18 protein-coding genes are annotated in these 18,249 nt (G+C 64.2%); 9 read left to right on the top strand and 9 right to left on the bottom strand.

Translation table 11 applies throughout. The features are described from left to right. Positions 1 to 18: 18 nt before the first annotated feature. Positions 19 to 2,130 (bottom strand): S9 family peptidase, encoded by a 2,112-nt coding sequence (locus tag KVT37_RS19760; RefSeq protein WP_217576116.1) that lies wholly within the window; start codon positions 2,128 to 2,130, stop codon positions 19 to 21. A gap of 127 nt (positions 2,131 to 2,257) precedes the next feature. Here KVT37_RS19760 and KVT37_RS19755 point away from each other — a divergent pair, with 127 nt between their 5' ends. Together KVT37_RS19755 and KVT37_RS19750 are read left to right on the top strand one after the other, a co-directional pair. Then, the gene (locus tag KVT37_RS19755) at positions 2,258 to 2,608 is read left to right on the top strand and encodes an SH3 domain-containing protein (RefSeq protein ID WP_254634135.1); all 351 of its coding nucleotides are present in this window, start codon (positions 2,258 to 2,260) and stop codon (positions 2,606 to 2,608) included. 414 nt (positions 2,609 to 3,022) lie between these two features. Further along, on the top strand, positions 3,023 to 3,448 hold the full coding sequence (locus KVT37_RS19750) for a MucR family transcriptional regulator (protein WP_027164827.1): 426 nt from the start codon (positions 3,023 to 3,025) through the stop codon (positions 3,446 to 3,448). Between the two features lie 82 nt (positions 3,449 to 3,530). On the opposite strand, the gene KVT37_RS19745 is transcribed toward KVT37_RS19750, so the two are convergent. From KVT37_RS19745 to KVT37_RS19735, 3 genes are all read right to left on the bottom strand, one after another. Beyond that, the gene (locus tag KVT37_RS19745) at positions 3,531 to 3,959 is read right to left on the bottom strand and encodes a SufE family protein (RefSeq protein ID WP_217576112.1); all 429 of its coding nucleotides are present in this window, start codon (positions 3,957 to 3,959) and stop codon (positions 3,531 to 3,533) included. An 86-nt stretch (positions 3,960 to 4,045) separates the two neighbouring features. Next, positions 4,046 to 4,276: a hypothetical protein gene (locus KVT37_RS19740; protein WP_217576204.1), complete on the bottom strand. Its 231-nt coding sequence runs from the start codon at positions 4,274 to 4,276 to the stop codon at positions 4,046 to 4,048. A gap of 60 nt (positions 4,277 to 4,336) precedes the next feature. Next, entirely contained in the window at positions 4,337 to 4,729 is a 393-nt protein-coding gene (locus KVT37_RS19735) for a DUF5330 domain-containing protein (RefSeq protein WP_217576110.1), read from the bottom strand. A gap of 555 nt (positions 4,730 to 5,284) precedes the next feature. Between KVT37_RS19735 and KVT37_RS19730 the strand changes: the two genes are divergently transcribed. From KVT37_RS19730 to KVT37_RS19720, 3 genes are all read left to right on the top strand, one after another. Continuing rightward, positions 5,285 to 7,021 (top strand): HAMP domain-containing sensor histidine kinase, encoded by a 1,737-nt coding sequence (locus tag KVT37_RS19730; RefSeq protein ID WP_217576108.1) that lies wholly within the window; start codon positions 5,285 to 5,287, stop codon positions 7,019 to 7,021. After that, the gene (locus KVT37_RS19725; RefSeq protein WP_217576106.1) at positions 6,996 to 7,784 is read left to right on the top strand and encodes a peptidoglycan-binding protein; all 789 of its coding nucleotides are present in this window, start codon (positions 6,996 to 6,998) and stop codon (positions 7,782 to 7,784) included. Before KVT37_RS19730 ends, KVT37_RS19725 begins: the two co-directional genes overlap by 26 nt. Positions 7,785 to 7,856: 72 nt before the next feature. After that, entirely contained in the window at positions 7,857 to 8,204 is a 348-nt protein-coding gene (locus KVT37_RS19720) for a DUF1491 family protein (RefSeq protein ID WP_217576104.1), read from the top strand. Positions 8,205 to 8,209: 5 nt separating this feature from the next. Here the strand turns inward: KVT37_RS19720 and KVT37_RS19715 are convergent, their stop codons facing one another. From KVT37_RS19715 to KVT37_RS19700, 4 genes are all read right to left on the bottom strand, one after another. After that, positions 8,210 to 9,214 carry a DUF2336 domain-containing protein gene (locus KVT37_RS19715; RefSeq protein WP_217576102.1) on the bottom strand — a complete coding sequence of 335 codons (1,005 nt, stop codon included), beginning with the start codon at positions 9,212 to 9,214 and terminating at the stop codon, positions 8,210 to 8,212. A gap of 441 nt (positions 9,215 to 9,655) precedes the next feature. Next, entirely contained in the window at positions 9,656 to 10,204 is a 549-nt protein-coding gene (locus KVT37_RS19710; RefSeq protein ID WP_217576100.1) for a DUF1254 domain-containing protein, read from the bottom strand. Beyond that, positions 10,197 to 10,781 carry a DUF1214 domain-containing protein gene (locus KVT37_RS19705; RefSeq protein WP_217576098.1) on the bottom strand — a complete coding sequence of 195 codons (585 nt, stop codon included), beginning with the start codon at positions 10,779 to 10,781 and terminating at the stop codon, positions 10,197 to 10,199. Before KVT37_RS19705 ends, KVT37_RS19710 begins: the two co-directional genes overlap by 8 nt. An 80-nt stretch (positions 10,782 to 10,861) precedes the next feature. Further along, positions 10,862 to 13,018, bottom strand: a complete 2,157-nt coding sequence (locus tag KVT37_RS19700; protein WP_217576096.1) for a transglycosylase domain-containing protein — start codon at positions 13,016 to 13,018, stop codon at positions 10,862 to 10,864. Between the two features lie 272 nt (positions 13,019 to 13,290). Here KVT37_RS19700 and KVT37_RS19695 point away from each other — a divergent pair, with 272 nt between their 5' ends. From KVT37_RS19695 to KVT37_RS19685, 3 genes are read left to right on the top strand one after another with little or no spacing between them, the layout of a single operon-like run. After that, on the top strand, positions 13,291 to 13,620 hold the full coding sequence (locus KVT37_RS19695) for a helix-turn-helix transcriptional regulator (protein WP_217576094.1): 330 nt from the start codon (positions 13,291 to 13,293) through the stop codon (positions 13,618 to 13,620). Continuing rightward, positions 13,617 to 14,144 carry an SRPBCC domain-containing protein gene (locus KVT37_RS19690; protein WP_217576092.1) on the top strand — a complete coding sequence of 176 codons (528 nt, stop codon included), beginning with the start codon at positions 13,617 to 13,619 and terminating at the stop codon, positions 14,142 to 14,144. The genes KVT37_RS19695 and KVT37_RS19690 overlap by 4 nt, the downstream gene beginning before the upstream one ends. A 42-nt stretch (positions 14,145 to 14,186) precedes the next feature. Continuing rightward, a complete protein-coding gene (locus tag KVT37_RS19685) occupies positions 14,187 to 15,059 on the top strand; it encodes an alpha/beta fold hydrolase (protein ID WP_217576090.1) in 873 nt (290 codons plus the stop codon). A gap of 28 nt (positions 15,060 to 15,087) precedes the next feature. Here the strand turns inward: KVT37_RS19685 and KVT37_RS19680 are convergent, their stop codons facing one another. Further along, on the bottom strand, positions 15,088 to 15,726 hold the full coding sequence (locus KVT37_RS19680) for a TetR/AcrR family transcriptional regulator (RefSeq protein ID WP_217576088.1): 639 nt from the start codon (positions 15,724 to 15,726) through the stop codon (positions 15,088 to 15,090). A 110-nt stretch (positions 15,727 to 15,836) separates the two neighbouring features. Between KVT37_RS19680 and KVT37_RS19675 the strand changes: the two genes are divergently transcribed. Further along, positions 15,837 to 18,245 (top strand): FAD-dependent oxidoreductase, encoded by a 2,409-nt coding sequence (locus KVT37_RS19675; protein WP_217576086.1) that lies wholly within the window; start codon positions 15,837 to 15,839, stop codon positions 18,243 to 18,245. Positions 18,246 to 18,249: the final 4 nt, after the last annotated feature.

The following is an 18,249-nucleotide window of genomic DNA, read 5'->3' as shown; positions in this document are numbered from 1 at the left end:
TGGATTGCGAGCGGAAAATCAGGCCTTGCCGGTCACTTTCAGGGCATAGGCGTAAATGTAGGCGATCTCCTCCAGCCGCGAGAAGCGGCCCGATGCGCCGGCATGGCCGGAATCCATGTTGATCTTGAACAGGACCGGGTTGCCGCCCGCCTTGCGTTCGCGCAGCCGCGCCACCCATTTCGCCGGCTCCCAATAGGTGACGCGCGGATCGGTGAGGCCAGCCAGCGCCAGGATCGGTGGGTAGTCGAGCGCGTCGACATTGTCGTAGGGCGAATAGGCCGCGATCGTGTTGTAGTCGTTGGCCGAGGCGATCGGGTTGCCCCATTCCGGCCATTCGGGCGGCGTCAGCGGCAGGCTGGCGTCGAGCATGGTGGTGAGCACGTCGACGAACGGCACCTCGGCGACGATGCCGCCGAAGCTCTCGGGCGCCATGTTGGCGATAGCGCCCATCAGCATGCCGCCGGCAGAGCCGCCTTGCGCCACGATGCGGTCGTGCTGCGTGTAGCGCTCGGCGACGAGATGGCGGGCGCAGGCGATGAAATCGGTGAAGGTGTTCATCTTATGCGAGCGCTTGCCGTCGTCGTACCAGCCATAGCCCTTGTCCTTGCCGCCGCGCACATGCGCTATCGCATAGACGAGGCCGCGGTCGACCAGCGACAGGCAGTTGGTGTTGAAGGCCGAAGGCACCGTGATGCCGTAGGAGCCGTAGCCGTAGAGCAGGCAGGGCGCGGAACCGTCGAGCGGCGTGTCGCGATGGTATAGCAGCGAGATCGGCACCAGTTCGCCGTCGGCGGCGGGCGCCATCAGACGGCGCGTGACATAGTGGTCCGGATCATGGCCGGACGGCACCTCCTGCGTTTTCAAAAGCGTGCGCTCTCGGCTGCGCATATTGTAGTCGAATACCTGCGCCGGCGTCGTCATCGACGAATAGGTGAAGCGCATCACTTCGGTGTCGTATTCGTAGGAGCCGGAGAGACCGAGCGAGAAAGCTTCCTCGTCGAAGGAGATGAAATGCTCCTCGCCGCTGGCGCGCTCACGCACGACGATGCGCGGCAGGCCCTCCTTGCGCTCCAGCCTGACCATATGGTCCCTGAAACCGAGCACCGAGAGGATCAGCCGCCCCGGCTCGTGCGGCACCAGTTCCTGCCAGTAGGCGCGCACCGGATTGGCGACCGGCGCGGTCATGATCTTGAAGTCCTTGGCGCCGTCGGCATTGGTCAGGATGAAGAAGACGTCGCCGCCTTCTTCCAGATCGTATTGCAGCCCGGTCTCGCGCACCGCCACCAGCTTTGGCCCGGCCGATGGATCGTTGGCCGGCAGAAGCCGATACTCCGATGTCTCATGATCGTTGATGCCGATCATGATCCAGTCGTTGGCGCGCGTGCCGCTCACATCCATGAAGAAGCCCGGATCGGTCTCCTCATAGATCAGCCGGTCGTTCTCGGGCTTGTCGCCGAGCGCGTGGAAGAACACTTTCGACGGGCGATGGTTGTCGTCGAGGCGGGTGTAGAAGAAGCCGTCATCGCCGGCGTTCCACACCCCGCCGCCGCCCGTATCCGGGATCTGGTCGGCAAGTTCCTTGCCGCTTGCAAGGTCGCGCACCCGCAGCGTGAAGAATTCCGAGCCCTTGTCGTCGAAGGCCCAGATGAGCTTCTTGTGGTCTGCCGAATGGTCGACGCCGCCCAGCCGGAAATAGGCCTTGCCCTCTGCCTCTGCGTCGCCATCGAGCAGGATCGTCTCGGCGCCGCCGTCGCGCGGCGTGCGGAAATAGCGCGGCTGCTCGCCGCCCTGCCGGAAGGACGAACCATAGGCGTAGGGACCGTCCTTCATCGGCACGCTCGAGTCGTCTTCCTTGATGCGCGCTTTCATCTCGGCAAACAGCTTGCCGCGCAGGTCGGCCGTGCCGGCCATCAGCTTGGCCTGATAGGCGTTCTCAGCCTCGAGATGGGAGCGGATCCGGCCGTCGAGCAGGGAAGGGTCGCGGAACACGGCCTGCCAGTTGTCGGCCCGCATCCAGGCATAGTCGTCGCTGCGGGTGATGCCGTGATGGGTGTCGGAAACCGGATGTTTCTCGGGCGTCGGCGGGTTGGCGGCCGGGAAGGCGGAAGTCAAGGCGGAAGCTCGGGTCATTACGTCTCGCTGCGGAATTTGCTTGAATGACGAATGAACACGCCGCTCGGCGGCGGTTCAAGGGGCGTGGTTCAAGTTGCTCTTCAGAAGCTAAGTTGAAGGGGGAAAGATGAAATCCTGTGTACTTATGGCTATGGCTGTTGCTGTCGCCGCATCGGTTCTGGCTTTTTCCAGCCAGTCTCATGCAACCGTCTTTGCCGCGTGGCAAGTGGCGGGAGTGCCGTTCGGCGACACGCTCAACGCGCGAAAATATCCTTCCAACGCGTCGCAGAAGCAGGCCGCCTATCCGAACGGCACCGTGCTGCAGATGACCGGCCGCTGCACCGGTGGCGTGAACCTGCTCGATATCGCCCGGCAGCCGAACTGGAAGCAGCGTCAGATGATCCGCTATCGCTGGTGCGAGGTCTGGCACGACCCGGCCCAGAATGGCCATTTCCTCACCGGCTGGGTCTACGGCAAATACGTCGCGCCTTACTGAGGATCTTGTCATCCACCTTGCCGGTTCGGCCGGCGAGGCGGTGTCCTTGCGCCGCGTTGCGCTGCAGGATTCATCGCGCTGGCGCAACAGGCACGCAAGCATTGCCAAGCATTGGGCGCCGTGTCGAATGGCGATCGGATGTCTAACATATCGATGACGTAACGTCACGGCATGCTGGTCTGGCCAGAAAAATCTCGCGAAGTTACACGGTGCACGAATTTTTGAAGCTGAATCGGCAATATTTGATGAATATCGGCGAATATAAGTCAATGGACGAATTGACTTACTTGCGATGCAGCGCCATTAAGATAACTGACGCGAATCGCAGGCTTTCCTGCATGAAATTCGCGCGATGCCCGATCCTAGAAAAAAGGGCGCAGTTTTAGAAACAACTCTCGTTGGGGCCTTAGCACTATGGAAATCGTCGAAACACCTTCGAAAAACGGTGATGCGCTGATCGAGCTGACAGCCGATGTCGTCGCCGCCTATGTCAGCAACAACCCGGTGCCCGTTGGGGAACTGCCGAACCTTATCGCCGACGTTCATGCCGCGTTGGGCCGGGTCGGCGGCTCGCCGGAGCAGCCGTCGGCCGAGAAGCAGAAGCCGGCCGTCAACCCGAAGCGCTCCGTCCATGACGACTATATCGTCTGCCTTGAGGACGGAAAGAAGTTCAAGTCGCTGAAGCGTCACCTGATGACCCACTACAATCTCACGCCGGAAGAATACCGGGAGAAGTGGGGCCTGGACGCCAACTATCCGATGGTCGCGCCCAATTACGCGGCTGCCCGTTCGCAGCTCGCCAAGAAGATGGGCCTGGGCCGCAAGCGCAAAGGCCGCTGAGAGGCCGCAGCTCTTCAAGCAGTTCGACGGCGCCCTATGGGGCGCCGTTTTGCTGTCTTGGGTATTTGAAATGTCGACTTGATCAGGCCGTCTGCTTCAACGCCGCTTCAGCGTCGCGCTTGATGCGCTTGACCATCGAGCGCAGGCCGTTGGCGCGCTGCGGCGACAGATGCTCGTCGAGGCCGAGCTCCTTCAGGGTCGCTTCGGCGTCGGTGTTCTGGATTTCGCTTGCATGCCGACCTGAGAACAGAGCCAGCATGATGGCGACGAGGCCACGCACGATATGGGCGTCCGAATCGCCCTGGAAGCTGATCACCGGATCGGCACCCGCTCGCTGCTCGGTGGTGAGCCACACCTGGCTCACGCATCCAGGCACCTTGTTGGCGGCGGTGCGCGCCGCTTCGGGAAACGGCGGCAGGCCTTCGCCGAGTTCGATCACATAGCGATAGCGGTCCTCCCACTCATCAAGCAGGGAAAAGTCGTCGCGGATCGTCTGGATCGAGGTGGTCATTGTCCCGCATATAGTGACCCGGCACTGCCGCGTCACGGAAAAAGAAAGACGCCGCGGGCGTCGAGAGGTCGGACGGGCCCGCGGCGTTAGAGCAATTCCAGGAAAAGTGCGAAGCGGTTTTCCGTCCGGAATTGCGCCAAAAACCAAAGAGAGAGCAATTCCAGGAAAAGTGCGAAGCGGTTTTCCGTCCGGAATTGCGCCAAAATCAAAGAGAGCAATTCCAGGAAAAGTGCGAAGCGGTTTTCCGTCCGGAATTGCGCCAAAAACCAAAGACAGAGCAATTCCAGGAAAAGTGCGAAGCGGTCAGGCTCGGCCACGTCGCCCTCGTCCGGAATTGCGCCAGAACTAAAGAGCCGAGTGAAACGGCTGGAAAGAACTCAATTCTTCGCGGTCAGCATTACCGGGATGTTGACCTTGGCGGGCAGCACGATGTCCTCGGCGACGCTGCCGGTGGTCGTGACGGCGCCATCCGCGACCTTCGTCTCGGGCGCGGCCGGCTGCCCGGACTGCTGGTCGTCGATCATGGCCGCGGCGATCTTGGCCGTTTCCTTGGCGCGAACGGTGATGGTGTACATGGCCGATTTGCCGGTTTCGCAGACGTCGGGCTTGCGCTCGCAGAGCCCTGCGATGTCGCCGACCGCCTCGCGCGCCGCAAACAGCGCCTGGATCGGTCCGACGCTCTGCTGGCCGTCTTCGCCCGGTCCGACGCCGAGCGGCAGCGCCAGCAGCACCAGCGAAAACCAGAAAGCCATCCTGATCAGAAAGCCCATCTTACTTGCCTCTCATCCGGGATGGATCGTCTATCCATCCGTGACGGATCATGCATCCTCGGCATGACCTCTTTTATGGGCACTATGATGACACGCTCACGCAAAAGACGGCTTGCAGCGAAGCCGCGAATTTTCCTCAAATTTTAGGCAAATTCGAAAGGATTGGTTTTTATGTCGACTTGTGTCGAATCTCATCGACAGAATTAACTTTACGATAACCATATATCATATTGTTATTGAATGATTTTTTCTTTGAATGCGATTAGCCGGGTCAGGTTCCGGCCCGTTTTGGCACAGGCCTCGCGGCTAACCCGCCGTTTACCATGGCGGCAACTCGGCGTGCTTTGCGGGGCCGGCATCACAATATTTGCCTCGGGGCGGGTCGCCGGCTCCGTCAGCCTTATCCATTCCTTAAACGCTGGATGCGAGTTTCAAGTCATTGATTGAGTCACCTGCCAGGCAGGGCGTTTTTTACCACCGGGTACGCGTGCGTTGAGTTCTATTTCAGCCAGATACGTTCAATTGCCCGGCGCGGTCGCCGCCGGCTGCGAACGCATGGTTCATCCGACCGTGACGGGTGAAGCCGAACGCCTGCGCCAGCGGCGCTTCATCGGCGTCATGCTCGCCGCGCCCTTCCTCGCCGCCGGTGCCGCGGTTACACTTGTCACCTCGAGCCTCGGCGCTGCCGTCACCGTGGCCGCCATCTTCGCCGCTTTCGGCCTGTGCTGGTTCGCAGCCCTTCTGGTCGCGGCCACCGGCCATATGGCGCTCGCCGGCCGTATGGCGGTCGTGTCGGGCGGGCTTGCCCTTGCCGGCGCCATCGCGGCGGCGGGCGGATTGGCCTCGCCGGTCGCGCTGCTCGCCGTCGCATTGCCGGTCGAAACCTGGTGGGTCTCGGGGTCGCGGCGCGCCGCGTTGTCGGGCGCGCTGGCGTCGCTTGCCGCCATCGTGCTGCAGCCTGTTGCCGGCCATGTCCTGCCGCTTGGCGAAATCGCCACCTGGCATTGGCTGCTGCCGCTCGCCTGGGCACTGACGCTGTTGCCGCGCGCGGCCGCCTTTGCCAATCCCGCCAGTTTGCGGCTGGCGGAGCCCGTCGCGGACCGTCTCGAGGACGTCATCGACGCCGTCGTGCTGCGTGTCGGGCGCCAGGGCGAAGTGCTCGACGCGTCCGCCAAGGCGCGTTCCATCCTGAAACTGGCACCGGAGCTCCTGCTCGGCACCGGCCTGTTCGACCGTGTTCATCTTTCAGACCGCGTCGCCTATCTCACCGCTTTGGCCGACATGCGCGAGGATGCGCCGCAGCGCCGGCTGGAGCTGCGCATCCGCCTGCCGCGCGAGGGTTCCGCCGCGGCCGACAATTTCCGTCCGTTCAGCCTCGAGCTGATGCGCGGTGAAGCCGACCGCGACCTGTTCACCCTGGTCCTGCGCGAGAACGACGCTGTCGCGGCGCTGCGCGAAGAACTGGTGGAAGCCAAGGAAGCCGCTGCGGCAGCCGAAGTGTCCAAGGGCCGCTTCCTGGCCGTCGTCAGCCATGAGCTGCGCACGCCGCTCAATGCCATCATCGGCTTTTCCGACATGCTGCTGCATGAGATGTTCGGCGGCTTCAAGGATCCGCGCCAGAAGGAATATGTCGGCCTGGTCAGGGAGTCCGGCCAGCATCTTTTGTCCGTCGTCACCTCGATCCTCGATGTTTCGCGCATCGAGGCGGGCGCCTATGCGACCGAGCTGGAGCCGTTCCGCTTCGTCGAGGCCGTCGACATGTGCCGTTCGATGATGCGGCCGCTGGCCGATGCCAAGAGCATCGTGCTTGCCACGCAGATCGCGCCGGACGCGGGCGAGATCAATGCCGACCGCCGCGCGGTGCAGCAGATCCTGATCAATCTCGCGTCGAACGCCGTGAAGTTCACGCCCGATGGCGGCAGCGTCGTGATCGGCGCCAAGCGTGTCGGCTCGCGGCTGCATTTCTGGGTGAGCGACACCGGCATCGGCATCGCCGAGGAGGATATGGCCAATCTCGGCAAGCCGTTCATGCAGATCCAGAACGACTACACGCGCCGTTTCGAGGGAACCGGGCTCGGCCTGTCGCTGGTCAAGGGCCTGGTGGCGCTGCACGACGGCACGATGTCGATCGAGAGCGCGCCGGGCGAGGGCACCACGGTGACGATCGGCCTGCCGGTGAATGGGCCGAAGCGGCATTCCGGTGCGCCTTCCGGCGTGCTGGCCATGCCGGTGGTGAAGCCGAAGGGGGATAGAGATGGGGAGAGAAATGGCTCGCTCCGCAAAACGGCCTAAGGTCGTCGAGCCCGAGCGCGGTGTTCTTGCCGAGGGCGCGGTTGCCGTCGGCCAGATGATCGCAAGCAATCCGGTTCTGGTCGGCGGCTCGACCGCCTTCCTGGTGACGCTGTTCTACGTCTCGGCCAACGCGCTCTGGTATCAGCCCTTTCCGCACACCGGCGCTTTCTTCGCCACCCGAAGCATCGAGAACTTCCCCCACACCCTGTCCAACGAACCGGAAACCACCATCAACATCGTGCGCCAGGCGCCGGCGCAGCCCGCGCCCAAGCCGGATCCGGTCGTCGAGCAGGTGCAGGGCATTCTGAAGGATCTCAGCTTCTACGACGGCACGGTCGACGGTTTGACCGGCCCGGCGACGCGCAAGGCCATCCAGGCCTATCAGCTGAAAGTCGGGCTGCCGGGATCGGGCGAAATTGACAACACACTGCTCGACCAGCTTGGCGCGCGCCAGACGACGGCTGCCATTCCGCATCCGATGCCGCGGCCGGCTGACAGCGCGGTTGCCCCGGCTGCCAAACCGCCGGTGATTCCGGTTTCGGCCCCGGCCGATGGCGCCACGCAGTCGCCCGACGCCCGCATCGTCAAGATTCAGGCCGGCCTGAAGGCCTTCGGCAACAACGACATGCAGCTCGACGGCAAGGTCGGCGCCCGCACCAAATCCGCGATCAAGGAATTTCAGGCATTGTTCGGCCTGCCCGAGACCGGCGAGCCGGACGAGGCCGTCTACGTCAAGATGCGCGAGATCGGATTGACGAACTGAGCGGCGGCAACGATCGTTTCGGTTCCTTCATTCTTGCGGTAAGGAACCGCGCATGACATCCGGAACCTTCCCATGCGCGTAACCACCGATCTCTGGGTCTCGGCCCTCCTGCGCCGCGTCTTCAGCGCCGGCGGCTTTGCCGCAGTGGTCAAGCGCGGTGCCACCGAGGCGGGCGCCGTCTTCGTGCTGTCGCGCGGGCGTTTGGGGGAGGTGGCCCTCTACGGGCCGGCGCCGCAGACGAGCTACGATTCGGCCAAGCCCGACGAGCGCTTCTTCACCAAGCTCGATGCCAGCGACAATGGCTCGGCCTTCGATGCGCGGCTGGAGCGGGAGAAGAAATTCGATCCCGACATCTGGGTGGTCGAAATCGAAGCAGGGACCGTTCCGGTCGAAGAGCTTCTCTCCGTGAAGGCGGAATAACCGCGTCAGGATGCCTTGAGGCTGGAGCTCGCCTGGTCGCTGTTCGACGGCTGGTGCTCGGCGCCGGCTGCGTCGGACGAATTGCCATGGATCGCCAGCGAAAGGGACTCGGTCTTCCAGGCGCGCACCTTGTCGAGCGCCGCCTCGCGGTGCAGCAGCCGGTAGCGGTCGAGGAAGAGCCGGATCGCCTGCGGATGCGGGAACTCGCCGGGATAGACCGCCACCGCGATCAGGAAGGCCCTGTCTTCGCTGAGGTCGAGCGCGCGCAGCGCCGCAAGCAAGGCGGCATAGCCTGACTGCCCCGTCACGGAGCGGGCGGTGGCGAAGTCGATTTCCAACGCGTCGGCAAGGGCGGTCTGGAAGAAGGCCGCATTACCGGTCAGCGCTGTCTCGCGCAGCTTCACATAAGCCGGCTGGCCGAGGAAGGCATTGACGTCGGCGCTGTCGTCGGCCGGGCGCATCATCGAACGCAGGCGGCGCCGCGCGTTCTCCGCGGCTTCGCCTGGGACGGAACTGGCAGCGTCCGCTTCGGTTGCGGGCTCCGGTTTCGGCGCCAGCTTGGTGACCGTTTCCGGCGGGCGCGTCTTGACCAGCGCCGGTCTTTCGAGCGCGCGGATCAGGTCGGCGATCGTCGGGTTGAGCTCCTTGCGGCGCGCGATGGCGCGCGCATGCGGCAGTCCGTGCCGGCCGATCAGCGCGATCAGGTCGATGTCGCTCAGCGCGTTGGAACGGGTAAGCAGCGGGGCCGCGACCTCGACGGGCTCCTCGGCCAGCCGCCTGACCAGCGCGGTCGGCGCATATTCGCATTCGGAGAGCGCGGCGGCGACATAGCGGCGCGACTCGACCGAGACCTCGTCGAACAGCGGCAGCGTCAGATCCTCGAGTTGGGCGATCTCGCGCCGCGAGGGGCGCGTCAGCGAGCAGAATGCCGACACGGCGGCGCGGAACAGCCTCTCGGCTTTTCCCGCTTCGGTCCGGATAGCGATTTGCCTGAAATCCGAAGATGACACGGAGGATACGCCCGACACTCGACACAGTCCCGAACCGCGCAATCCGGCCGGGCCGGTTTCGCAACTCCAGGAAAAACAAACATCAAATTAGCCGCGATCCGTTAGCGCTACGTTAACCCTCTAAGCCCCTTAATCAACATTGGAGGCGTTGCGTTGTGCTCCGGTCAAACCGAGAGGGAATGCGCGAACCATGGGCATGGTCCTGTCATTTGTGCCGCGAGCGGCACCTGTAAATCGAGCAAGTCACGACACCACTACGGCGGCGGCGGTCATCATTTTTCCCGGCGTCCGTTATGAATTGCGTCCGCAGGCCGGTGAGGCTCAGCCCGGCAGTCCGGACAAGCCTGGCTCGCCGCCACCTTCGACACCGCATCACTGATAGGACGTAAATTTCCGGACGGAAGGCTACGGCGAAGTCGCCGGGCCTGATCGTTCCCGGCTCTAATAATCTTGCAATTCGCAGGCGCTCTGTTCGAGGAAGCGTGACACGATCGGCTTCCAGCTCTCGTCCGGCACGAAGGCGCGGACGACGAAAATGCCTTCCTCGATCGGCGCCTCGACGAAGATCGCGCCCTGCAGATCCTCCGGAAGGTCGCGCCGCACATCGATCATCTGCGCCGGCGTCAGCACCACCGCATCGAGCTTCTCGCCATTGGCGTTGTGGTCGTTGAAGGAATAGATGTTATGGCCGCTGCGGTCATAGACCGAGGCCGACCAGAACGGCACATCGCCCGGCGCCTTGATCCGCACCAGCCCGTCGGCAAGGTCGAAGCGGCAGGCCGCGGCATAGAAGAGCGGATCGACCGATTTCACCACCGGCGCGCCGCCGGCCTCGGCGTCCAGCCGCGTCATCCTGTAGAGGTCGGAAGCCATCGCCAGCCGCGACCAGGCATCGCGCTCGGAGAATTCCGGCACCAGGAACAGCACCACGATGTGCACGATGCCGGCGCCGAGCAGGCCGAGGATCAGGGCATGCAGCAGCCTACGCATTGCAGCCCGCCTTCAATATGCGCGGCAGTGTCACGTCGGAGAGGCCTGTGCTCGAGGCGATCGGCGTGTCGTAGAAGGTCAGCACGAAATACATCTTGCCCGAGCCGCCGGTGAGCAGCCAGTTGCCGGGGGCAGGTCGGTTGCCGACGGTGATGACGACGGAATTGTCGGGCTGGCGCAGCACCTCGTAGGACTGCAGCGCCGACTGTCGCGTCTTGCCGGTGTCGATCACGCCAAGCGACTGGTCGGCGGCATAGAGCGTCCAGAAGCGGGCGGTCGGATAGCCGCCTTCGATCGAATAGGTGCATTCCCGCTTCAAGGGCTCGCCGCTCTCGTCGCGCTCGGCGACGAAGGCAAGTCCCTCGGCCTGGCCGAGCGCCAGCACGCCCTCGCGCGCCACGCGGGCCTTGGAGTAGGGATCGGCGGCCAAAGTTCCCATTTCGGGGAAGGCGGTCCACCGGCCGATGCGGATCGCGCCGACGCCGTCCTGCGCATTGAGCGCATACCAGACGCTGTAGCCGCCAAGCCCGATGGCCATGGCAAGCGAAAGCAGCGTCAGGATGGCGTTCTTGAGCATGAGAGCCGCAAACAGAGGAGGTAGCCCGGGATATCGCGGCGCGGGGTGCTGTGGCAAGCCGGCTTCACGCGCGAGCCGTCTTAAAGCGCCGACAGCGTCTCCGGCGAGGCCGGGGCGCTTAGCACAGGCGCCGCCTCGAATACCTTTGTCATGTCGCGCAGCATCTGGGTGGTCTTGGCGGAGAGCACCGGCGGGCGTTCTGCTTCGGCCTGAGCGGCAGCGTCGTCGGCTTCCTTCTTGGCCGCTTCCTCGGCCTTGGCCGCCACCTCCGGATCGACGAACGGGTGATCGATGCCGGGGATCGGCTTCAGGTCGATGTTCTGGTGCGCGTAGACCATCAGCCGCTGCCAGACCATCGCCGGCAGCGAACCGCCGGTCATTTTGTTGGTCGGCGTGAAGTCGTCATTGCCGAGCCAGACGGCGGCCGTGTAATTGCCGGTGAAGCCGACGAACCAGGCATCACGGTAGGACTGTGTCGTGCCGGTCTTGCCGGCAACCACGATGTTGGGGATCTGGGCGCGCCTGGCCGTGCCCATCACCGGCACGGCGGTCAGCATCGTGTTCATCGATATCAGCGCCTGCTCGGACAACACGCGATGCGGCGGCGGCGCGTCCTTGGTCCAGTCATAGACGACTTCGCCGGTGCGGGTGACGAGCTGCGTTATGCCGTGGCGGCTGCCGGTAAAGCCGTTCTGCGCGAACACGCTGTAACCCGTCGCCTGGTCCATCACCGTCATCAGCGACGTGCCGAGCACCATGGTCTTGTGCGCTTCCAGCTGCGACTCGACGCCGAACGACTCCGCCATGGCCTTGATCGGCGCGATGCCGAGATAATCCTTCGCCAGCCTGACCGGCACCGTGTTGATCGATTTGGCCATCGCCACGATCAGCGGCAGCTTGCCCGCGGATTCGCCGTTGTAATTGTGCGGCGACCAGTTGCCCCAGCTGATCGGCCCGCCCGAAATGATCGAATTCGGCGTGAAACCATGTTCCATCGCCGTGGCGTAGACATAGGGCTTGAACGACGAGCCGGCCTGGCGCAGCGCCTTCGTGGCGCGGTTGAACTGGCTGGCGCCATAGTCGCGGCCGCCGACGATGGCGCGCACCGCGCCATTGGTTTCGATCACCACGACGGCGCCTTCGGTGACGTTGTATTCCTTGCCGAACTGGCGAAGGTGGAACTCGACCGACTCCTCCGCCGCCTTCTGGATGTTGGCATCGAAAGTGGTATGGGCGACCAGCGAGTGCTGGCCTGGCTTGGCGATCTTCTTGACCTCGTCGAAGGCCCAGTCGAGGAAGTAATCCGGGCTCTTCTGCTCGCCGCGGTCGACGACGTCGGCCGGGTGCAGCCGCGCCTGCAGCACTTGGCCTTCGGTCATGAAGCCGGCGTCGACGAGATTTGACAGCACCACATTGGCGCGCGCGCGGGCAGCGGGCAGGTTGATATGCGGGGCGTATTTGGTCGGCGCCTTGAACAGGCCGGCCAGCATCGCCGCCTCCGCCAGGTTCAGATCCTTGACGCTCTTGCCGAAATAGAAATCCGCCGCCGCCTCGATGCCGAACGTGCCGCCGCCCATATAGGCGCGGTCGAGATAGAGCTGCAGGATCTCCTTCTTGGAGAGATTGGCTTCCAGCCACAGCGACAGGAAGGCTTCCTTGATCTTGCGCTCGAAGGTGCGCTCGTTGGACAGGAACAGGTTCTTGGCGAGCTGCTGGGTGAGGCTCGATCCGCCCTGCACCACCGAATTGGCGCGGACGTTTTCGAAGATCGCGCGCGACAGGCCGAGTATGTCGATGCCGTAATGCTCGAAGAAGCGCCGGTCCTCGGTCGCCAGCACCGACTTGATGACGATGTCGGGCATCTCGTCGACCGGCACGGAATCGCGCTGGATGATGCCGCGCTGGCCGATCTCGTTGCCGTAGCGGTCGAGGAAGGTGACGGCGAAGTCGCCCTGGTTGCGCCAGTCGCCGGTGGTGATGTCGAAGGCCGGCATGGCGAGTGCGAGCAGCACGACGAAGCCGCCGGCGCCCATGGTGAAGCCTTCGCTCAGCATTTCGATGATGACGCGGCGCCAGCCATGCACACGGAAACGGCGCGAAAAGATGGTCGCCGCCTCCCAGAATTCGCGCGCCTTGAAACCGATCTCGTAGAGCGAGGTATCGAGCCACGCGTCGACACCGAGCAGCGCCGAAGCGATCCGGCCTCTTCTCTTGCGTGGTTTAGAGGGACTGTCCATTCCAGAATTCCACCCCGGCACTTCCGCCCGAAACCGCCGATGGCAGTTCCGGGGCGCCCTCCCTGCCAGACTAATCGACCATTTTAGCACCGCTCACAAGGGCAGCGAAGCCACACCCAAGCTTTGTTGAACGCTGAGGCCGGGCGGCCCGCCTTCGCAGGCACGTTCCATCGTCTTCTGAAATATCGCGCCCACGATGCCGGACGTCGGCTGTTGACGTCAGCGAGCGATCCATTATAGAACTAGATAGTTCCAGAACTAAACGGTTCCAGATGACTATTTCCCTCAATCAAACTTTTGCCGCTCTTGCCGATCCGACGCGCCGGGCGATCCTGGCCCGTCTGCTCGACGGGGAAGCGTCCGTCGCCGAGTTGGCTCAGCCCTTTGCCCTCACGGTGCGGGCAGTTTCCAAGCATGTCGGTGTGCTGGAGCAGGCCGGCCTGGTCACCCGCAGCCGGGCGGCGCAGAAACGGCTCAGCCGGATAGAGATCAAGCCGTTGCGCGACATTGACGGCTGGCTCGCCGACTACCGCAGGCTCTGGGAAGAACGGTTCGATCGCATGGAGGATCTTCTGAGGCGTGACCAGGGGATGGGAAAATGAGCGCAACGCAGCCTGTTGCCTCCCAGCCCGAACGCAGCTTCACGATCGAGCGGACATTCGCCGCGCCGGTCGAGCGCGTGTTCAGGCTATGGACCGATCCGCTGTCTGTCGCGAAATGGTGGGGCATCAAGGACTGCACCATCCCTTATTGCGCGCTGGATGTGCGGGTCGGCGGCAGATGGCGCATCGATATGCGCACCGCCAGCGGCGCGCTCTATCGCAATGAGGGCGAATATGTCGACTTGGTCGCGAACCGGCGGCTCAGCTACACCGACGAACCGGATCCTGAATTGCGGGAATGGGCCGGCAACCCGCCGGGACGAAGCCTCCACACGGTCACGTTTAAAGCCGACGGTGCAAGAACCCACGTCCGCTTCGAGGTGATGTTTGCAAGCGCCGCCGACCGCGAGCGGTTGCTGGCGCTGGGTGTGCGCGGCGGCTGGATGCAAAGCTTCGACAGGCTGGAGCGCGAGATCAGCCTGCTCGCCACGCCGCAAGACGAAGCCGGACCGCCGCGTGAATGACAGTCTGACCAAAGATCCATCGAAACGATTGTGGAGTGCCCCATGCAGCAGTCCGTGCAAACACCGCGGGACCGTGACACGCCGGCGGCGGGCCGCGCTGTCTCTGCCGACGTGCCGGGAACGCAAACGGCGATTTCGGCCGACGGCACGCCGATCGCCTACGAACGCCAGGGAAAAGGCCGTCCGCTCATTCTCGTCGATGGCGCGCTCTGTTTCCGCGGCATGGGTCCGAGCCGCCCGCTTGCCGCGGCGCTGGCAGCGCATTTCACGGTGTTCAGCTACGACCGCCGCGGCCGCGGCGAGAGCGGAGATGCCGTGCCTTACGCTCTCGAGCGCGAAGTGGACGACATCGAGGCTGTGCTCGATGCGGCAGGCGGAGAGGCCTTCGTCTGGGGCACCTCGTCAGGCGCCATGCTGGCGCTGATGGCCGCCAAACGTCTACCGGGCGTCAGGAAGCTCGCGCTCTATGAGGCGCCGCTGATCGTCGATGGCAGCCGCCCGACCACCGAGGCCGACTGGGCCGGCATCCGGACGGCCGTGGCCGCCGGGCGTCGCGGCGACGCGCTGCGCATATTCCTCAAGTCGGTCGGCATGCCTCGCCCGCTCGTCTTCCTGATGCGGCTGACGCCGATCTGGCCGAAGCTCAAGGCAGTGGCGCATACGCTGCCTTACGATGGCGCCATCGTGGCCGACGATCAGCGCGGCAAGCCGCTGGTCCCCGGCCGGTGGGCCTCGATGACGGTGCCGACATTGGTGACGGACGGCGGCAGGAGTCCGCCCTGGATGCGTCACGGCAACAAGGCCCTGGCCGATACCCTCCCGAACGCCCGCTACCTGACGCTGGCTGGCCAGAACCACATGCTGAAGCCCGGCCCGCACGTGCCCGTGCTGGTGGACTTCTTTTACGGGGCATAGCAGCGACGCTGAGCTAGCGGCTTCCCAATCACCTTGCCGCGATGAAGCGCATGAAATGCGCCACATCCGCCTCGCTCGGCTCCAGGCCGGTGAAGGCGCGCAGATAGGCGGCGAGGTGGCTAACGCGCGCTTCGACCGGCTCCTTGAGGTCGAGCACGTAATAGCCGATCTGCATGTAGTAGAGAACGCGGGCGCGGATGAAGGCGTCCTCCACGTCATAGCCGTGCCGTCGGTACATGTCGCGGATGGCCGTGAGACGATCGTCGTCGGCCTGGTCGATCATGCGCCGCACGTCGTCGGATCGGCGTGCCCATTCGCGCACGGCGAAATCGAGCCTCGGGTCGAACATGCGCTCGTCGGCCCAGCATTCGAACACGTTCAGCACGCCCATGATGATGGTTGCGGCCGGGCGCTGGGCGCGCTCGACGATCGCCTTGGTGTTGGTCTCATGCCAATGCTTCAGCAACTGGTCGAGCAGATCCTGCCGGCTTTCGAAATACCAGTAGAAGCTCGAGCGCGACACGCCGAGCTTCTGTCCGAGCGCGAGCACGCGCACACTCTCGATGCCGTCGGAAATCAGCGTTTGCAGCGCGAGGTTGATCCAATCCGCGCGGGTCACCTTGATATTGCCGGCTGCCGGCTCATCCCGGGGTGCGGTCATGGTCATGACCGAACAAGTGGCACGGCAAGGGGCCGCGCGCAAGGTCTGGACATATATGTCTAGACACATATGTCCAGACTATGTATCGTAGAGGCTCCAACGAGAGGGAGAGGCTCGTGAAGTCGCATTATCGCGCGGTTGTCATCGGAGGAGGCGTGGTCGGCGCCTCGGTGCTTTACCATCTCACACGCTTCGGCTGGAGCGATGTTGCGCTCATCGAGCGAGCCGAGCTGACAGCCGGCTCCACCTGGCACGCGGCCGCCGGCTTCCACGCGCTCAACGCCGATCCCAATGTCGCGGCGCTGCAGGATTACACCATAAAACTCTATCGCGAGATCGAGGCCGAGTCCGGCCAGAATGCCGGCCTGCACATGACCGGCGGCGTCAACATGGCGAGCGATCCGCAGCGCTGGGAATGGCTGAAATCGGCCTGGGCGGTGTTCCAGTCGGTCGGCATCGAGACGGCCCGCCTGGTGACGCCCGAAGAGATCAAGCGGATATGCCCGATCGTCGACGTCAGCGATGTGCTGGGCGGCCTCTACGATTCCAACGAAGGCCATCTCGACCCTTATGGCACGACACAGGCCTATGCGGGCGCCGCGAGGAAGCGCGGCGCCGAAATTATCCTGCGCAACCGCGTCGTCGAATTGAAGCCGCGCGCCGACGGCGGCTGGGATGTCGTCACCGAGAAGGGCACGATCGTCGCCGAGCATGTCGTCAATGCCGGCGGCCTGTGGGCCAAGCAGGTCGGGCTGATGGTCGGCGTCGACCTGCCGGTGACCCCGATGGAGCACCATTACTTCGTCACCGAGGACATTCCCGAGGTCGCCGCCCTCGACAAGGAACTCGGCCTCGCCGTCGACCTCGATGGTTTCTCGTATCTAAGACAGGAGCGAAAGGGCGTGCTGCTCGGCGTCTACGAGCAGAACCCGAAACACTGGAACATGGACGGCGCGCCCTGGGACTACGGCATCGAGCTGATCCCGGAGGACATCGACCGCATCAGCCCGGAGCTTTCCAAGGCGTATCAGCGCTTTCCCTGCCTTGCCACGGCAGGCATCCGCAAATGGGTCAACGGCGCCTTCACCTTCACGCCGGACGGCAATCCGCTGGTCGGTCCGGTCAGGGGGCTCAACAACTACTGGGTCGCCTGCGGCGTGATGGCAGGTTTCAGCCAGGGCGGCGGCGTCGGCAAGTCGCTGGCCGAGTGGATGATTTATGGCGAGCCGCAGGCCGACATCTTCGGCATGGACATCGCCCGCTACGGCGCCTTTGCCGCCAACCGTGAATATCTCAGGCAAACCACACGCCAGTTCTACGCCCGCCGCTTCGTCATGACCTTCCCCAACGAGCGGCTGCCGGCCGGCCGGCCGCTGAAACGGCCCGGCGCCTATGACGGCATGAGCGCCGCCGGTGCCGAGTGGACGGCGTCCTGGGGCCTGGAAATCCCGGCCTATTTCGCGCCGATGGGCTTTCGCGAGCAAACGACGCTGAAGCGCTCCAACGCCTTCGACATCGTCGGCGACGAGGTGCTGCAAGTCCGCCGCGCCGCCGGCCTCGTCGATACCACGGCCTTCTCGCGCTACGCCGTGTCAGGCCCAGGCGCCGGGGCCTGGCTCGACCGCCTTCTCGCCTGCAAATTGCCGCAGCCGGGGCGCGCGAAGCTGGCGCCGATGCTTGGGTCTGACGGCAGGCTGAAGGGCGATCTCACCGTGCTCAACTGGGGCGGCGGCGAATACTGGATCATGGGCTCCTATTACCTGCGCGAATTCCATATGCGCTGGTTCGAGGCGCATATGGCCGAAGGCGTCACCGTCACCGACATCTCCGACACGGTGTCCGGCTTTCTCGTCACCGGACCCAACGCCAGGAAAATCCTGGAACGCACCACGCATCAGGACATCTCCGCCAAAACCTTGCCGTTCATGGCCTGCGGCGAATTCGACGTCGGCATGGTGCGCGCCCGCGTCGCCCGCCTCTCCATCGCCGGCGAGCTCGGCTTCGAGATCAACTGTCCGGCCACGCTGCATTCGGCCTTGCGCGAAACCCTGCTCGCCGCCGGCGAGGATCTCGGCCTCGCCGAGATCGGCTACTACGCGCTGAATTCGCTCAGGCTGGAAAAGAGTTTCGGCATCTGGTCGCGCGAATTCACCCAGGGCTATACGCCCGGCGAGACCGGGCTCGACCGCTTCATCGCCTTCGACAAGGGCGATTTCATCGGCCGCGAAGCGGCGCTCAAGGAGCGCAAGGCGGGTGTCTCGCGCCGTGTCGTGACGCTGGAAGTCGATGCTGTCGATGCCGATGCCAGCGGCTTCGAGCCAGTCTGGTCCAAGGGGCGGCGCGTCGGCTTCGTGACTTCCGGCGGCTATGGCTACACGCTCGGCAGGAGCGTCGCCCTGGCGTTGTTGCACGACGATTTCGCCGGGGAGGGGACCGAGCTTTCCGTACACATTGTCGGGGTCGAACGGCCGGCGCGCGTCATTGCGACTTCGCCCTACGACCCGGACGGCAAGGCGATGCGGTAATAAG

It is taken from the genome of Mesorhizobium sp. GbtcB19 (assembly GCF_019091085.1).
Taxonomy (GTDB): Bacteria; Pseudomonadota; Alphaproteobacteria; order Rhizobiales; family Rhizobiaceae; genus Mesorhizobium.
This window is presented reverse-complemented; position numbering and strand designations above follow the sequence as displayed.

Excerpts from the sequence above, each read along its gene's own strand:
- KVT37_RS19760 (WP_217576116.1), bottom strand. The coding sequence starts at position 2,130 with ATGACCCGAGCTTCCGCCTTGACTTCCGCCTTCCCGGCCGCCAACCCG.
- KVT37_RS19755 (WP_254634135.1), top strand. The coding sequence starts at position 2,258 with ATGGCTATGGCTGTTGCTGTCGCCGCATCGGTTCTGGCTTTTTCCAGC.
- KVT37_RS19750 (WP_027164827.1), top strand. The coding sequence starts at position 3,023 with ATGGAAATCGTCGAAACACCTTCGAAAAACGGTGATGCGCTGATCGAG.
- KVT37_RS19745 (WP_217576112.1), bottom strand. The coding sequence starts at position 3,959 with ATGACCACCTCGATCCAGACGATCCGCGACGACTTTTCCCTGCTTGAT.
- KVT37_RS19735 (WP_217576110.1), bottom strand. The coding sequence starts at position 4,729 with ATGGGCTTTCTGATCAGGATGGCTTTCTGGTTTTCGCTGGTGCTGCTG.
- KVT37_RS19730 (WP_217576108.1), top strand. The coding sequence starts at position 5,285 with ATGGTTCATCCGACCGTGACGGGTGAAGCCGAACGCCTGCGCCAGCGG.
- KVT37_RS19725 (WP_217576106.1), top strand. The coding sequence starts at position 6,996 with ATGGCTCGCTCCGCAAAACGGCCTAAGGTCGTCGAGCCCGAGCGCGGT.
- KVT37_RS19720 (WP_217576104.1), top strand. The coding sequence starts at position 7,857 with ATGCGCGTAACCACCGATCTCTGGGTCTCGGCCCTCCTGCGCCGCGTC.
- KVT37_RS19710 (WP_217576100.1), bottom strand. The coding sequence starts at position 10,204 with ATGCGTAGGCTGCTGCATGCCCTGATCCTCGGCCTGCTCGGCGCCGGC.
- KVT37_RS19705 (WP_217576098.1), bottom strand. The coding sequence starts at position 10,781 with ATGCTCAAGAACGCCATCCTGACGCTGCTTTCGCTTGCCATGGCCATC.
- KVT37_RS19700 (WP_217576096.1), bottom strand. The coding sequence starts at position 13,018 with ATGGACAGTCCCTCTAAACCACGCAAGAGAAGAGGCCGGATCGCTTCG.
- KVT37_RS19695 (WP_217576094.1), top strand. The coding sequence starts at position 13,291 with ATGACTATTTCCCTCAATCAAACTTTTGCCGCTCTTGCCGATCCGACG.
- KVT37_RS19690 (WP_217576092.1), top strand. The coding sequence starts at position 13,617 with ATGAGCGCAACGCAGCCTGTTGCCTCCCAGCCCGAACGCAGCTTCACG.
- KVT37_RS19685 (WP_217576090.1), top strand. The coding sequence starts at position 14,187 with ATGCAGCAGTCCGTGCAAACACCGCGGGACCGTGACACGCCGGCGGCG.
- KVT37_RS19680 (WP_217576088.1), bottom strand. The coding sequence starts at position 15,726 with ATGACCATGACCGCACCCCGGGATGAGCCGGCAGCCGGCAATATCAAG.